This window comes from Candidatus Latescibacter sp. IFSED24, from assembly GCF_058273205.1.
In genome coordinates this window covers 2,141,797-2,157,185 of record NZ_CM177850.1, presented here as the reverse complement: position 1 = coordinate 2,157,185, position 15,389 = coordinate 2,141,797, and the positions used below count along the sequence as shown (strand labels likewise).

Genomic DNA, 15,389 nt, shown 5'->3' with positions numbered 1-15,389 from the left:
TGGTGGCCACGGTGTCAGTTTACAGAAGAATCCTCGTCGCTGGTAGCTTTCTTTGCCTTCGTCAGGCGTTCGAGGAGGTCCTGCTGGCGGTAACCGGCGGCGGCGGCCTGCCGCAGCAGGGCCTCTGCCGCGTTGACGACCTCCTCGCGATCCTCCCCGGTCAGACCCGGCAAGGCGCTGGCGGCGCACCGCATCAGGGTCTCGAACCGTTCCTTGTTGAAGTACCAGGTGTCCTCGAAGTGGTTGGCCTCGAGGTAGCGCTGAGCCTTTTGGTCGCGGAAGAGGCGCTGGAGTGCCGGCAGAGGACGCGGGCCCAGGAGGTCCTCGTGACGGCTCAGCAGGTCGCCCACGGCCAGGACCTCGCCAGGATCGACCGCGGGGGCCAGCGCGGCCTGCAGGCCCTGGCGGGCGTGGTCGAGGAAGATGCCGAGATCGTCGGCGGCCAGCCGGTAGGCGCCGCCCACAGGCGGTCGATCCTCGGCGCCCGGTTCCGGGGCCACGGGGGATCCCGTGGCGGCGGCCAGCTGGCGGAGCTGCCAGGCCAGATAGCCCACCATGGCGCAGATGGGCAGGCCGGCCGTTGCCTTGCCGGTGACCGTGTCGTCGGCATCGTCCGGAGCCGGAACGCCGGCCTCGGACGCGGCGCTCCGGTCCACCGGCGAGGATACCAGTGCCTCGAGTTCGGTGGCCAGGGCATCGGCCTCCAGGGCCGGCCGTTCGCTGGCGCGGCCGGCGAGGTCCCGTGCCTGGTTCAGGAGGTCGGCCCACAGCACGGCCAGGTCGGCGCACTCGTGGTCGACCAGTTCGAGGTAACGGGCCGGTTGGTTGGCCTCGGTCAGCCTGGCCAGCAGGGGCGCTAGCTCGAGTTCCCGGCGGGCGCGCCACATGCTGGGCACGGCGCGCCCCTGGAGGTGGCCATGGAGCTGGCCCCAGCGGCCATCGTGGTCGTGATGTTCGTGCCAGTCGAGGAAGGTCTGGTACTGGTAGCCGTGGAGTTCGGCCCAGAGCCCGTCGCGCGCCAGCTCCTCGCCGGAGCGCAGGTATTCCAGGCCGCTGACGAACTCGCGGCAGACATAGTAGACGCCGGGCGCGGTGTTCAGGGCCAGGGCCTCGGCCAGGCTGCGCCGGACCAGGAAGGGGTCGGCATCGGTGGCGGCGACGTTGATGGCGCTGCTGGTGTGGATCCGGCCCGCCGTGTTCTGGTAGGCGTTGTTGTAGAGGATCAGGCCGCGTTCGCCCTCGTGGCGGTTGGCGTAGGCGTAGACGTTCTCGTCGACGTGGCCGCCCTCGGTGACGAAGTCGAAGAGCGCGAAGTTCTCGGCCCCGGAAAAGAGCGCGCGGCGGCGCATGAGCGGGAAGACCTCGCGTTCGTGGCGGCGCACCATGTCCTCGTCCACCGGTTCGTCCCAGTAGGCGCGCTTGTACTCCATGCCGTACTTCTCGGCGAAGCCCTCGACCTGGCCGTGGCCGACCATGGGCAGGCCGGGCATGGTGACCAGGAGCACGGCCACGCCGAAGTACTTGTCGCCCTTGCCGAACTGCTCGACCGCCGTGCGCTCGTCGGGGTTGTTCATGAAGTTGACGAAGCGCTGCAGCACCGCCGGGCTGAACTCCAGCACGTTCTTGATGGTCTGCCGGTACTTCTGGTTCTCCTCCATCTTGAGCATGTTCATGAAGGCGCTGTTGTAGACCCGGTGCATGCCGAGGGTCCGCACGAAGTAGCCCTCCATGAGCCAGAACGCCTCGGCCAGCAGCAACGTGTCGGGCACCTCGGCGGCCACCCGGTCGACCACCTCGCGCCAGAATTCCTTGGGGATCAGCTCGTTGAACTGCTCGCGGCTCATGCCGTGCTCGGCGCGCGAGGGGATGGCGCCGGCGTCGCCGGGGCTGGGGAACCACAGCCGCTGGAAATGCTTCTTGGCCAGGGTCATGGCCGCGTCGAAGCGGATGATCGGGAACATGCGCGCCACCTGGAGGATGGTCTGGATCACCGCCTCGCGGACCTCGCCGTTGGTGAAGTCGAGCTGGGCGGTGTCGTTCCAGGGCATGCTGGTGCCGTCGTTGCCGTGGTAGATGTAGCGGGTCTCGCCGGTGCGGGCGTCCTTGCGCTCGAAGACCACGGCTGCATCGCTGCGGTGCCAGTAGCCCTCCTCGATCCGGACCTCGACGTCGGGATGGTCGCAGAGATCGCCGCCGGTGAAGGTGTAGCCGGGGTAGGGGGGCAGCGGGACCTGCAGGAACCAATGCGGATGCTCGACGACCCAGCGGCTGTCGATGCCCATATGGTTGGGCACCATGTCGCTGGCCAGGCGGATGCCGCGCCGCCAGGCGCGTTCGCGCAGGTCGCGGTAGGCCTCGTCGCCGCCGAGGTCGGCCGCGATGTGATAGTCGTGCAGGCTGTAGGCCGAGGCCACGGCGTCGGCGTTGCCCGCGAACTGCTTGATCTTGCGCGAGGCCGCCGAGCGTTCCCAGAGGCCGATGAGCCAGAGGCCGCTGAAGCCCCAGCGGGCCAGGCGGTCGAGCTCCTCGTCGGGGACGTCGGCCAGGGTGCGGATCTCGCAGCCGAAGCGCTTGCTCAGCTGGTCGAGCCAGACGTAGGTGCTCTTGGCCATGAGCACCACGTTGCTCATCCAGTCGGCGTCGCGGCTGAAGGCGGCGGGTTCGGCCAGGAGCCAGTCCTCGCCGGCGAACTCCAGGACCGGCGGCGGTCCGTATTCGGGCGCCCGGGCCAGCGACATCTCCTTGAGGAGGTCACGGACGAGGTCGATCTGCGCCAGCATGTCCGCGGGGAGCAGGTGTCCCCAGTGCGCCCGGATGTAGCGGAGCTGACCGTCGAGGTCGTCCGGGCTGGCCAGCATGGGGGCGCGCAGCGTGTGGAAGAGGGTCTCGCCGGTGAAGTCCGCGGGATCCTGGGCCTCGAAGAATTCCTCCAGCCCGACCACGAAGGGGACGTAGCTCGCCCGGCGCTGCAGTTCGCCGTCGTCGAAGAGGTCGCGGAACGGCCGGGTGGCCGGATTGCGCATCATGAGATAGAGGAGAATCGATTCGATGGTGATGCGGTCGGTGACCGGGAGCGACGGCTCGCCGCCGGCCAGCCAGCTCTCCAGCGCCGTGCGGTCGACCAGGACCGGGCGGGGCGGAAACAGGGTGGCGAAGGCGGCTGGCAAGCGGTCGACCCGATCCTCGCCGATGCGCTGGCGGACCCAGCGGAACCCCTCGCTCAGCACCCCGGGGCGCTGCTGCAGGGCGTAGTGCAGCAGGACGTAGCGCAGGGCGTCGTTGAGGATGCCCAGCGAGAGCAGCTGCTCGGCGAAGATGGGCACCACGGGCAGGCGGCCGCTGGGCGAGCGCTTGTTGTAGGTCTCGGCCAGGCGCCGCACCGTGTAACGCAGATTCTCGCTGGAAAAGGGCGTCTCGTGCGCCAGCAGCGTGCCGACCTTGAAGCGGTCCCAGCCGTCGCGGGAGGTCTGGAATCCGAACGGGAAGTAGCGGTGGAGCATGTCCACGAGCGTCTGGTCGGCCACGATGGTCCCTACCTTGGTCCTGAAGAGACAGTCGGTTTCCCCGCTGCCAGGGTACCCGACTGGGCCGATTGTGCAAGCGTCCGAGTTATCGCGGAGCATCGGGCGGGTCCGGCCCGGGGGAGTCGTGTCATGATCCAGGTCATGTTATGACGTTAACATCGGGCCTCCTTGCGCGGAGCATTTGCCAACCATTGTTTGTTATTTATAGAAATGATGTCGTGCTCGACTCGCATTTCGACAGGATTGACCGCTGATCAAACCCCCGGAATGCCGTACTGCCAGGATTAGTACCGAGGTCGTGGCAGCGCCCGGATGAGCGCTGACGCCGGTTCGGCCACGATCGATCCTCTTTATTATCCCCGGTTACGGCCCAGTGGGGGTCTCAAAAAAGATTTTGCCAGACCGGAAGCAGGATATTTCCTTAAGGCTTGAAGAGAGGCCTGTTAATTATTTAACAGTATCATTGCGTCTGGATCGAAGGCCGCCCCGTCCGCGGGGCTCCGGGAGGCGACAAGCCGTGGATCTGATCGTCTGCGTGGGTGATCACTGCCATCTCAACGGTTCCGAGATGGTGGTCAAGTGTTTCCAGGAACTGCTGGTCGAATCCGGCCTGGGCGAGCGGGTGACCCTGAAGGGCAGCTTCTGCCTCGGCCAGTGCCGCGACGACGACGACGGCGTGACCCTGCGCCTCGAGGGAGAGCACTTCCGCACCCGCTACCAGGACGCCGAGGCTTGCTTCGAGTCCACGATCAAGCCCCGTCTCGAGGAACTGCTGGCTGACGCCTAGGCGTCGCATGCCGGCGCGCCGCGCCGGATCCGGAGGATCAACGACATGGCCAAGGTCATCTTCGGCGCCTGGGACGGTCAGATCATCGACAACCGCCACAAGCAGCTGTTCGAGATCGAGGACTCGCCCGACTTCGCCGACTTCAACGAGTTCGATCCCGGCAACCCCATCAAGGCCTTCATGGGGGGCAAGGGCTTCTTCGTCTTCGAGAAGGACGTCTCGCTCCTCGACGTCGCGCTCTGCTACACCAAGCGCGCCGCCCACGAGAGCTGCGGCAAGTGCACGCCGTGCCGCATGGGCACGCGCATCCTCCAGGACCGCCTCGAGCAGCTATTGCGCGGCGAGGCTGGTCTGGAGGTCCTCGACGAGATCGAGGTCCTGGCCGAGCAGATGACCACCACCAGCCTCTGCGGCCTGGGCCAGACCGCCGGCGTCGCCCTGCTGGAGATGATCCACCACTTCCGCGACGAGCTGGAGCGCGAGGTCGAGGGCGGCGGACGCACCGGGCGCCAGAGCTGCACCACCTACGTCACCGCGCCCTGCATCGAGGAGTGTCCCATCAAGGTCGACGTGCCGCGGTACATCGACTACGTGAAGGACGGCAAGTTCACCCACTCGGTGGGCGTGGTCCTGCAGAAGTACCCCATGGCGGCGACCTGCGGGCGGGTCTGCGTCCGCTTCTGCGAGATGGCCTGCCGGCGCACCCAGGTCGACGAGGCGGTGGGCATCAAGGTGCTCAAGCGCTTCGTGGCCGACCGCGAGCGCTACGTCACCGACCGCTGGTTCACGCCCGAGCTGATCGAGGACCACAAGCCGGCCGAGCTGCGCGTGGCCATCATCGGCGCCGGACCGGCCGGGATCTCGGCCGCCTATCACCTGCTCCTGAAGGGCTATCCGGTGGAGGTCTTCGAGGGCATGACCGAGCCCGGCGGCATGGCCGCGGTCGGCATCCCCGAGTACCGGCTGCCCAAGGAGGACGTGCTGCGCAAGGAGATCTCGATCATCGAGGCGCTCGGCGGACGCATCCACTACAACCAGCGCCTCGGCCAGCACTTCACCATGGCCGATCTGCGCGAGCGCGGCTTCAAGGCGATTTTCCTCGGCGTCGGCGCGCACAAGGGCAAGGGGCTGGGCATTCCCGGCGAGGAAGGATCGATCCAGGGCTACGTCACCGGCGTGAAGTTCCTGCTCTTCATCAACCACTACCACATCAACCTGAATCTCCCCATGGAGCTGGGGGACAGGATGGTGGTGGTCGGCGGCGGCAACGTGGCCATGGATTGCGTGCGCTCGGCGCTGCGCATGGGCGTCGGCGAGGTGCACCTGGTCTACCGGCGCACGCGCGACGCCATGCCCGCGGATATGGAGGAGATCGAGGCGGCCGAGAAAGAAGGCGTGCACTTCCACTACCTCACCCATCCCACGCGCATCGTCACCGAGGATGGCAAGGTCAAGGCCATCGAGCTGGTGGAGATGGAAGAGGGCGCGCCCGACGCCAGCGGCCGGCGCAGCGTGCGGCCCAAGGAGGGGTCGGAGCACCTGATCGAGACCGACTTCGTGATCCCCGCCATCGGGCAGGCCGTCGACCACAGCTTCCTGTCGCCCGAGGACGGCATCGAGCTGAACCGCTGGGGGCTGATCGAGGCCGACGAGACCTCGCTGACCACCGACCATCCCGGAGTCTTCGCCGGCGGCGACGCGGTCACCGGCCCGGCGACCCTGATCCAGGCCATGGCCCAGGGCGAGCGGGCGGCGCGGTCCATCGACGACTACCTCACCTACGGCCGCGTGCGCTTCAACGCCGGCGACCGCATGAGCCAGCTGCTCAAGTCGATCCGCAAGCTCAATCCCGACTACGTCGACAAACCGGTCAAGCACATCTACCGCGTCAAGGCCCGCGAACTCGACCCCGAGGTGCGCAAGCAGATCTTCGAAGAGGTCGAGAAGCCCATCAGCGTGGAGGAGGCCTACCAGGAAGCGAACCGCTGCATGCGGTGCTACCGGGTCTACTCCGTCGTGACCGAGAAGTAGGAGGCAAGGACCGATGCAGGGATTCATCAACGGCAAGTCCGTCGAGTTCCAGGACAACGAGACGATCCTGTCGGTCGCCCGCCGCCACGGTCACTTCATCCCGACCCTGTGCGAACTCGCCGACGCCGACCATACCCCGGGCACCTGCCGCGTCTGCCTGGTGGAGATCCGGCGCGACGGCAACGAGCCCGACATCGTCACCAGCTGCAACACGCCCATGGAGGACGGCATGGAGGTGCTCACGCGCACGCCCATCGTCCGCGAGAAACAGCGTCTGCAGGTGGAGCTGTTGCTGGGCGACCACGACCAGGACTGCGCCACCTGCGTGCGCCACGGCAAGTGCGAGCTGCAGGACGTGGCGCAGTTCGTGGGGCTGCAGCACAGCCGCTTCGGCAAGCGCGCCTATTCCCGGCAGCGCACCCGCGACCACAGCAGCGTCTCGGTGGTCCGGGATATGACCAAGTGCATCCGTTGCCACCGCTGCCTGCACATCTGCCGCGACGTCCAGGGCACCGACGTGCTGGTGCTCGCCGAGAAGGGCCTCGACGCCGAGATCGGCGTGCGCGACAGCCTGGCTCTCGGCACCAGCGAGTGCGTCAGCTGCGGTCAGTGCACCCTGGTCTGCCCCACCGGCGCCCTGGCCGAGGTGGACGACACCGAGCAGGTCATCGACTACTTCTACGACCCCGACGTCTTCACCGTGGTGCAGATGGCACCCGCCACGCGCATCGCGCTGGGCGAGGAGTTCTACCTGCCGCCCGGCAGCAACGTCGAGGGCAAGATGATCACCGCGCTGAAGCAGCTCGGCGCCGACGTGGTCCTCGACACCAACTTCACCGCCGATCTAGTGATCATGGAGGAGGGCACCGAGCTGCTCGGTCGCGTCAAGAACGGCGGCACGCTGCCCATGATCACCAGCTGCTCGCCGGGCTGGGTCAACTACGTGGAGAAGAACTATCCCGAGCGCCTCGGGCATATCTCCACCACCAAGAGCCCGCAGCAGTGCTTCGGCGCCATCGCCAAGACCTACCTGGCCGACAAGCTGGGCGTGGACCCCGCCCGCATGCGCGTGATCTCGATCATGCCCTGCACCGCCAAGAAGGAGGAGGCCAAGCGTCCCGAGATGCAGCGCGACGGCATCCCCGACGTGGACGTGGTGCTGACCACCCGCGAATGCGCGCGCGTGCTCAAGCGCGAGGGAGTGTGGCTGCCCGACCTCGAGTCATCGGGCTTCGACAACGAGTGGATGGGCGGCTACACCGGCGCAGCCGAGATCTTCGGCACCACCGGCGGCGTCATGGAGGCCGCGATCCGCACCGTGCACTACGTGGTCACGGGCAGCGAGCTGCAGGGCGTGGCCTACACCCCGGTGCGCGGCTACGAGAATCTGCGCGAGGCGGCAGTGGATCTGGGCGACCTGGGCGTGATCAAGGTCTGCGTGGCCCACGGCCTGAAGGCGGGTAAGCAGGTGATGGAGAAGATCGCCGCGGGCGAGGCCGACTGGACCTTCGTCGAGGTCATGGGCTGTCCCGGCGGCTGCATGGGCGGCGGCGGCCAGCCCCGGATCAAGAAGAGCTACCAGACGTTCTGGCACGAGCGGCAGGACGCGATCTACCGGATCGACGAGCGCTGCGACATCCGCCAGAGCCACAACAACCCGCTGATCAAGCTGATCTACGACGAGTTCCTGGGCGAGCCCAACGGGCACCGGTCCCACGAGCTGCTGCACACTAGCTATCGCGACCGCAAGCAGGTGGTGCAGCACACCATGAAGGAGATCTGGGACGAGATCAACAGCTAGGCGCTCGCCGGCGCTCCTACCGCGCCCCCACCAGCGACAGCGAGCTGATCGTGTCGCCCATGCCGACGAGCGTGACCGGATTCTCGACGATGATCGTCGGCACCGCGACGACGTCGAATCCCTCGGCCTCGTGGATGCCGTCCTCGGCGAGCCGGCTCTGGCCGTCCAGGCGGGCCAGGTGGTCGGCGAGGGCCTGGATCTCCTTCTCGGCGATCGCTCCGATCGGCTTGTCCTGGGCCCAGAGGAGGTTCGCCTCGTTCTCGATCGACCCGGTGCCGGCCTTCGCCGCGGCGATGGTCGCTGCCAGCGTCATGCCGTTGCGCGTCTGGGGCGGTGTGTGCCGGTGGCCCTTCGCCTGCAGCGTGATGTAGAGCCCGAAGAAGTGCAGCTGGATCCGCGGGATACGGCAGTTCTCGAACACCCAGCGCAGTCCCTCGAACAGATCGACGCTGGCCAGGGAGCGCCGGCAGGCCGCCGCGAGCTCGGTCTGGCCGCACACCTCCAGCACGTCGATCAGCTCCTGCTCGTTCAGGCCCATGCTGTCGGCCCAGCCCCCCATCTCCTCGAAGAGCTGCCGGCGCACCGCCTCGTCCTGGGTAGAGGCGTATTCGAAGTGGACGAGGAGCCCGTCGTTGCGCTGGCGCCACCGGTCGATGATCCGCTTGCTCTCGGTGATCCGCTGGCTGGAGCTCTCGCCGTTGCGCAGCCGCTCGCTGAGCATCTGGTAGCCCGAGAGCATGCAGTAGCTCAGCTCGTCCGCGTAGGCGTCCACCGCCGCGACGAAGTTCGGATCGATGGCGAGCGTGAAGTTGAGCGGATCCCAGGTGGCGATGAATCGGTTGGACTTGGGGCAGGTGATCCGTTCGCCGTCGAGCGTGATCGTGTCGCCCTCGCCGAACTCGAGGATCCAGTGGATCAGCGGCGTGTCGCCGGCGCGGTCGATGGTGCGCGCCTGCTGTAGCCGCCCCGCGCCGTTCGCCGACTGCAGGTTGGCCCGGTCCACGAAGAGCGCGCTCTGCTGGGCCGGCAGCGACGCTGCGTGCACCAGCACCTTCCGGATGCCGCAGGTGGCCATCACGTTGGCGATGATGCCGCCCTGTCCGCCCATCTGTAGACGGTCGTAACCGACGTGCGAGTCGAGCCAGCGGTAGGTGTCCTCGTTCGTGATGAGCCATTCGCGGGCGATGCCGCCCCGGAAACAGGCGACGAAGCCGCGGATCAGATCCCGGGCTGACGCGATCTCGTGGCGATCGTCGTCGCCCTGGCGCGGGTCGCCGGCCTGGTCCAGGAGTTCCTGGAACAGCGCTGGCGTGATCCTCTTGACGGCGTCGATGTTCGTGTTGAAGACCGACAGGACCGTCTCGATGTCCTGCAGCGACCGCAGCGACCCGGGCACCGCCGCGTAGTGCTGCCGCCAGTGTTCCTGAATATCGCTCATGGCTTCATCCTCTGTCGCATGGGCCGGACGTGCGTTCGTCGTCCGATCCTAGCATTTCCCTGCACCTGGTCAAACATGATGGGTGGCCGAGGGATCGGTTGACGCCGGATCGGCGACCTTCGGCCGTCACCCCGGCGCGGCCAGGACCACGTTCTCCAGCTCGCGCCCGCGCCGACCGGCGAGGAAGGCGCGGATGCTGTCCACCGTGGTCTGGGCGATGCCGTCGAGGGCCTCGCCGGTCAGGAAGGCCTGGTGGCTGGTCACTAGCACGTTGGGGAAGGTCAGCAGCCGCGCCAGCACGTCGTCGGTGATCACGGCGTCGCTGCGATCCTCGAAGAAGTAACCGCTCTCCTCCTCGTAGACGTCCAGGCCGGCGGCGCCAACGTGGCCGGTCTTGAGTCCGGAGATCAGGGCCGCCGTGTCCACCAGGGCCCCGCGGCTGGTGTTGATGAGCATGACCCCCGGCTTCATGCGGCTCAGGCGACCGGCATCGATGAGGTGATAGGTGTCGGGCACCAGCGGTGCGTGGAGGCTCACGATGTCCGACATCTCCAGGACCTCGTCGAGCTCCAGGTATTGCACGCCCGTCCGGCGGGCGAAGTTCCGGTCGGGCTGGGTGTCATACGCCAGGACGCTCATGCCGAAGCCGCGCAGGATCTCGGCCAGGCACTGGCCGATCTTGCCCAGGCCGACCACGCCGGCGGTGCGGCCGTGCAGGTCGAATCCCTCCAGGCCGGCCAGGCTGAAGTTTCCCTCGCGGACCCGCTGGTGCGCCCGATGCAGCTTGCGGTTGAGCGTGAGGATGAGCGCCACCGCGTGCTCGGCCACGGCGTGGGGCGAGTAGGCGGGCACCCGCACCACGGTCAGGCCCAGGCGGTCGGCGGCCACGAGGTCGACATTGTTGAAGCCGGCGCAGCGCAGCGCGATCAGCCGGACCCCGCCCGCGGCGAGTTGCTCGAGGACGCCGGCCGAGAGGTCGTCGTTGACGAAGGCGCACACGACTCGGAAGCCGGCGGCCAGCCGCGCCGTGTCCGGGCCGAGGCGCGGCTCGAAGAATCGCCAGCAGAGGTCCTGCGCGGCCGGCTCCAGGTGCCGGCGGTCGTACGGCTTGGTGTCGAACACCGCCACCCGCGGGCGCGGGTCATCCTCCGCACGGGCGAGCAACGTGGCCAGCTGGCCGGTCTTCAGGCGGACCTTCTCGCCTAGGAACACGAGCAGGCTGCGGGTCAGATCGGGATGGCGCTCCAGGAGAGCGTGGCCGGCCTCGTTGGGCACGATCCAGACGACGGCGCCGGTGCGGGCGACCAGCGTCGCGGAGCGCGGCCGGCCCGATGCCATGCTCGTCAGCCCTCCCACCTCGCCGGCGGCCATGACCCGCAGCAGGATGTCGGTGCCCTCCTCGGCTCGGCGCCGTACCTCGAATTCGCCGGCTGCCACGAGGAACACGCCCCGGCCGGGGTCGCCCTCCCGGAACAGGACGGCCCCGGCGGTGAGGTCCTGGCGGGTCATCACGGCGGCGAGGTCGTCGAGAGTGGCGGGCTCGAGGCTCCGGAACGGATCGATCTGACCCAGGAAAGCGCGCGGATCGGCGATCTGCATAACTGCATCCTCCTCGATGAAGGGGCATTGTGCGGACAAGGTCGTCGCGTCCGCGGTGCATGGCCACGCCGCCCCAGGCGATCGGTAGCCAGGAAGCTGAGGCATTCCTTCGGGATCTGGGGTATGATGGCGTGGTCAACGCGCCGTCCCCGATGGACGGCGTCCGGACTTGGCCCGAGTCCCTCGCGAGAGTCGACCATGCACCCAATCGCTTCGCGCGGCCGTCTCGCCTCGTTCCTCGTTCTGGCGCTGGTGTCCTCGGTCGTCGGGGCAGTCCCATCGTCCGCGCACGCGACCGGTGCGGATCCCGGCGGCCTCGCCCGCCTCTCCTTCGGCTTCAAGGGAGGCTTCGCCCTCGCCCAGCATCAGGGCACCGAGCCGCGCGACCAGGAGTACACGGTCTCCAGCACCATGCGCCGCGGCTTCGCGGGTGGTGTCTTCGTCGCCCTTCCCGTGACCCGCCGCTTCTATCTCCAGCAGGAAGTCCTCTACGTCCAGAAGGGATCGCGCCAGGACATCGGGGTCGACATCTTCGACATCCCCACCGTGCTCGACGTGACCTACGACATGGACTACCTCGAGATCCCGCTCCTGCTGCGCTACCACTGGGTCATCGACCGCGCATGCGACGTCTACACGCTCGGCGGCTTCGCCTTCGGCCTCAAGGTCCACGACCGCTACCGGCTGTCGGGCGAGGTTTCCGACGGCGAGCAGAACATCCCCGTCACCGCCGACAACGACATGTCCGAGGTCGACCTCTTCGATTTCGCCTTCAGCTACGGCGTGGGGGTGGAGTTTCCGCTGGCCGGCGGGCGCCTGCTGGTCGAGTACCGCTTCGACCTCAGTCTGCAACAGCTGCCGCTGCCCACCTACGCCTACGTACCCTTTGGCGAGGAAGACGAGATCCTCGTCGCCAACGAGCCGGTACCGCTGCGCAACCAGGCCCACGTCGTCATGATCGGCATCAGGTTCTAGGAGGCTACGCCATGCTCCGACTCACTCTGCTCTTCGCTGCCCTGGTCGTGGCCGGCCAGGCCGCCGCCTTCTCGCTCTGGAACGACATCCGCACGAGCGCCCCGCTGCCCGGCGATCAGGTGACCATCCGCGTCGAGAGCGCCCAGGGCTCGGGCTTGATCAACACCATTCTCTTCGCGCAGGACGGCGTGCAGTCGGCGCCGCTGGCCACGGTGCCCGACGGCCCCAGCACCCTCGAGGCCACGGTGCCCGGTCCGGTGTCCGCCCGCCGCTACTACGGTTTCCGCCTCGAGCAGCCGGGCGCCATCGACCTGTTGCCGGTGCGCCTGGCGGACGGCGCGACGCCGGTCCCGGCCGACCTCACGCACCTCGCGGACGACCCCGTCGGCGACGAGAACTTCGGCCGCGTGAACCTGGACCTCACCGGCTGCCGCCTCAGCCGCGACGGCACGCGCCTCTACGCCGCCTTGAGCAACGCCGGCGGCGGCTTTCCCGTGAACAGCGGACTCACCTTCTTCAGCTATCTGCTGGGCATCAACAACCCGGCCGACGACGATCCCGACACGGTGCTCGCCATGATCCAGACCATCACCGCTGCGGGGATCATCGAGCCGGGCCTCTACCAGATCAACGGCACCGGTATTGACGATCTGGAGAAGATCGGCGAGATCACCGCCACCGAGTACCCCGCCCAGAACACCCTGGTGCTGTCCTGCGCGCTGGCCGACCTCGAGGCCAATCCCTTCTTCCAGGGCTGGTTCGACCCCGCCGACCCGCGCTTCGGCGTGGCGGGCTTCAGCCAGCAGATCACCATCCTGGGCGGCGCCCAGGAGGCCGACCGCACACCCGGCGGCGTCTGGCACCAGCGCGAGGTGGCCCTGGATCCCGGGCCCAGCGCCCTGCCCGAGCTCACCGATCTCGTGCTGCCGGAACAAGGCTCGGGCGGCACGGTCACGGTGATCTATGCCGATGCGGACGCGCACTGCCCGGTGATCGCCGAGCTGGACGTCGACGGCACGATCTATCCGCTGCGGCCCCAGACCCTCGACTACGCCCAGCCGGTCGTCTACGCCAGCGATCCCGGGCTGCCGCCGTTCGAGAACGGGACCTGGCTGCAGGCGGTGGCCCGTTTCAGCGACAACGCCACCGATCTCGTCGAGCTGACCGCGAACGCGGTGGGGGTTGCCGACGTGCGCACCGGATTGCAGATGCGCGCGGCACCCAATCCCTTCGGCGGGCACACCGACATCGCCTTCGAACTGCCGCGGGCCCAGTCGGTCCGCCTGGCCGTCTTCGACGTGGCCGGTCGGCGGATCACGACCCTCGTCGACGGCGCCATGCCGGCCGGCCGCCACGTACGGGCCTGGAATGGTCGCGATGGGTCCGGACGTCCGCAGCCGGCCGGCGTGTACTTCACGCGCCTGCAGACGGCGGATCAGGTGGTGGTGCGGCGTCTGACCCTGACGCGCTGACCGGCCCGTGCGACCTGGTATCGTGGGGCAAGGCCAAGAGGATTGGAAGCGCGGCCGGCGAGGCGCGTCGGCGCGCTCCTACCTCACCAGCACCCCTTTTTGCACCTGCATTCCGCTCCGGGTCTTCAGCATGACCAGGTAGGTCCCCGACGGCATGTCGCGCCCGGCCGTGTCCCGACCATCCCATTCCACGATCGTCTCGCCGGCGGCGCACTCGCCTGTCGCGAGCACGGCCACCTGCCGGCCGCGGGTGTCGTAGACGCACAGTTCCAGCTGCGCGGCCCGGGGCAAGGTGAGGGTCACGGTGGTCCGCGGATTGAAGGGGTTGGGTGTCACCGGCAGCAGCCGGGGGCCATCCAGGCCGGGCAACTCGGAGGCGGCGGCCGTCACCGCCGAGCAGCCCACCGGCCAGGCGCCGATCTGCAGGCACGGGTAGTGATCGGGGGCGCAGGGCGAATCGGCGTGCAGGGCGTAGGGAGTCTCGAGCGCCTGGTCGCCGCAGAAGAGGGGGTCGACCGACAGGTTGCCGGCGCCGCCGGCCTGGTCGGCGATGGCGGCCACCCAGTCGCCGCCGTCGTTGCCGAAGAGGTCGCAGCACTGGAGGGCCATGGTCGCTCCGTTGAGGACCTGGACCGAGGGACCATGGCCGAAGGCCACGATCGTGTTGCGCACCGTGGCCACGGCCTGGTCCACGGTGATGCCGCAGGCCCCGTAGCCTGCACGGTTGGCCGCGAAGGTGCAGCGCTCGAAGGTGCATTCGGTGTCGTTTCCCCACACCATGGCCCCGCCGCCGCTCTCGCTGGCGATATTCTCGGCGAAGGTGCAGTCGGTGAGGGTGCAGCGAGTGTTCGCGTAGCACTCGAATCCGGCTCCGTAGCTGTTCACGGTGTTGGCCTCGAACAGGCAGCGTTCCAGGGCGAAATCGCACTGGGCCGAGGCCACCGCGCCGCCGGTCTGGTGGGCGGCGTTGCCCCGGAAGACGCAGTCGGCGATCGGCGCGTCGATGTCGGCGTAATACAGGTTCAGGGCGCCGCCCGAGCCCCACCAGGCCGTGTTGTCGAGGAAGTGGCATGCCGTGACGGTGGGGGCCGCTTGCAGGACGAAGATCGCACCACCGCTCATGGCCGTGTTGTCGCGCAAGACCAGGCCGGTGAACGTGGGCGTGGCGCCTTCCTTGACCAGGATGGCCCCGCCGGTGCCGTCGTTGATGGTATCCGGCCCCTCGGCCCAGCCGTGGCGCACGGTCAGGTGCTCGAGGCGGGCGTCCGGTCCCTCGAGGTTCTGGAAGATGAAGCCGCGGTGGGGCTCGTCGGCCGACCCCTGGCAGTCGATGACACAGGCCTCTGCGTCGCCGCTCTGCGAGCGAACGGTGACGCTCTTGCCGAGGAGATCGAGGTCGCGGTTGCCGGGGCCGGTGAACACGCCGTCGGCAAGCTCGATGACGTCGCCCGAGGCGGCGGCCTCCAGGGCGTCCCCGATGGTGGGGACGTCGCCCGTGCCGTCGGGGGTCACCAGCCAGGTAGCGGCGAGAGCGGCGGGGGCAACGAAGAGGACCAGAGCGATCAACGCGGCGGAACGGGCGGCGAGGGGCGACATGACACGACCTCCGGGACGATCAGTTCGTGATCAGGTCGACATTGAACACAGGCGATCATAGCACGTCCGGCGACGATTTCATACCAGGTGAACGTCGTTCCTGGTCGGCAAGAGCAGGAGCTTTTTTCGCCGCCCCTGACACCGGTGGTGTATGATCCAGGAAGGT

At 68.1% G+C, this 15,389-nt stretch carries 9 protein-coding genes and 1 pseudogene; 5 read left to right on the top strand and 5 right to left on the bottom strand.

Features of this window, described 5'->3' with window-relative positions:
- Positions 1-14 precede the first annotated feature (14 nt).
- Complete coding sequence (locus IFSED24_RS08675; RefSeq protein WP_491334822.1) at positions 15-3,524, bottom strand: alpha-amylase family glycosyl hydrolase; 3,510 nt, start codon at positions 3,522-3,524, stop codon at positions 15-17.
- 517 nt (positions 3,525-4,041) lie between these two features.
- On the opposite strand from IFSED24_RS08675, the gene IFSED24_RS08670 reads away from it, so the two are divergent.
- From IFSED24_RS08670 to IFSED24_RS08660, 3 genes are read left to right on the top strand one after another with little or no spacing between them, the layout of a single operon-like run.
- Positions 4,042-4,311, top strand: a complete 270-nt coding sequence (locus tag IFSED24_RS08670; RefSeq protein WP_491334821.1) for a (2Fe-2S) ferredoxin domain-containing protein — start codon at positions 4,042-4,044, stop codon at positions 4,309-4,311.
- A gap of 45 nt (positions 4,312-4,356) precedes the next feature.
- Positions 4,357-6,342 carry an FAD-dependent oxidoreductase gene (locus IFSED24_RS08665; protein ID WP_491334820.1) on the top strand — a complete coding sequence of 662 codons (1,986 nt, stop codon included), beginning with the start codon at positions 4,357-4,359 and terminating at the stop codon, positions 6,340-6,342.
- Positions 6,343-6,355: 13 nt separating this feature from the next.
- Positions 6,356-8,143, top strand: a complete 1,788-nt coding sequence (locus IFSED24_RS08660; protein ID WP_491334819.1) for a [FeFe] hydrogenase, group A — start codon at positions 6,356-6,358, stop codon at positions 8,141-8,143.
- A gap of 16 nt (positions 8,144-8,159) precedes the next feature.
- Here IFSED24_RS08660 and IFSED24_RS08655 read toward each other — a convergent pair whose 3' ends face one another.
- The 3 genes and pseudogenes from IFSED24_RS08655 to IFSED24_RS08645 form a co-directional block, all read right to left on the bottom strand.
- Complete coding sequence (locus IFSED24_RS08655; RefSeq protein ID WP_491334818.1) at positions 8,160-9,581, bottom strand: ADP-dependent glucokinase/phosphofructokinase; 1,422 nt, start codon at positions 9,579-9,581, stop codon at positions 8,160-8,162.
- 126 nt (positions 9,582-9,707) lie between these two features.
- Entirely contained in the window at positions 9,708-10,745 is a 1,038-nt protein-coding gene (locus IFSED24_RS08650; protein ID WP_491335040.1) for a 2-hydroxyacid dehydrogenase, read from the bottom strand.
- Between the two features lie 84 nt (positions 10,746-10,829).
- Positions 10,830-11,090, bottom strand: a pseudogene (locus IFSED24_RS08645) (cyclic nucleotide-binding domain-containing protein); the annotation flags it as partial.
- Between the two features lie 288 nt (positions 11,091-11,378).
- On the opposite strand from IFSED24_RS08645, the gene IFSED24_RS08640 reads away from it, so the two are divergent.
- Both IFSED24_RS08640 and IFSED24_RS08635 read left to right on the top strand, forming a co-directional pair.
- Positions 11,379-12,155, top strand: a complete 777-nt coding sequence (locus IFSED24_RS08640) for a porin family protein (protein ID WP_491334817.1) — start codon at positions 11,379-11,381, stop codon at positions 12,153-12,155.
- 11 nt (positions 12,156-12,166) lie between these two features.
- Positions 12,167-13,627 (top strand): FlgD immunoglobulin-like domain containing protein, encoded by a 1,461-nt coding sequence (locus IFSED24_RS08635; protein ID WP_491334816.1) that lies wholly within the window; start codon positions 12,167-12,169, stop codon positions 13,625-13,627.
- A 78-nt stretch (positions 13,628-13,705) separates the two neighbouring features.
- Here the strand turns inward: IFSED24_RS08635 and IFSED24_RS08630 are convergent, their stop codons facing one another.
- Positions 13,706-15,223 (bottom strand): right-handed parallel beta-helix repeat-containing protein, encoded by a 1,518-nt coding sequence (locus IFSED24_RS08630; protein ID WP_491334815.1) that lies wholly within the window; start codon positions 15,221-15,223, stop codon positions 13,706-13,708.
- Positions 15,224-15,389 lie beyond the last annotated feature (166 nt).

Bases quoted from the DNA above. Each gene is read 5' to 3' on its own strand.
- IFSED24_RS08655 (WP_491334818.1), bottom strand. From the start codon at position 9,581: ATGAGCGATATTCAGGAACACTGGCGGCAGCACTACGCGGCGGTGCCC.
- IFSED24_RS08640 (WP_491334817.1), top strand. From the start codon at position 11,379: ATGCACCCAATCGCTTCGCGCGGCCGTCTCGCCTCGTTCCTCGTTCTG.
- IFSED24_RS08635 (WP_491334816.1), top strand. From the start codon at position 12,167: ATGCTCCGACTCACTCTGCTCTTCGCTGCCCTGGTCGTGGCCGGCCAG.
- IFSED24_RS08630 (WP_491334815.1), bottom strand. From the start codon at position 15,223: ATGTCGCCCCTCGCCGCCCGTTCCGCCGCGTTGATCGCTCTGGTCCTC.
- IFSED24_RS08665 (WP_491334820.1), top strand. From the start codon at position 4,357: ATGGCCAAGGTCATCTTCGGCGCCTGGGACGGTCAGATCATCGACAAC.
- IFSED24_RS08660 (WP_491334819.1), top strand. From the start codon at position 6,356: ATGCAGGGATTCATCAACGGCAAGTCCGTCGAGTTCCAGGACAACGAG.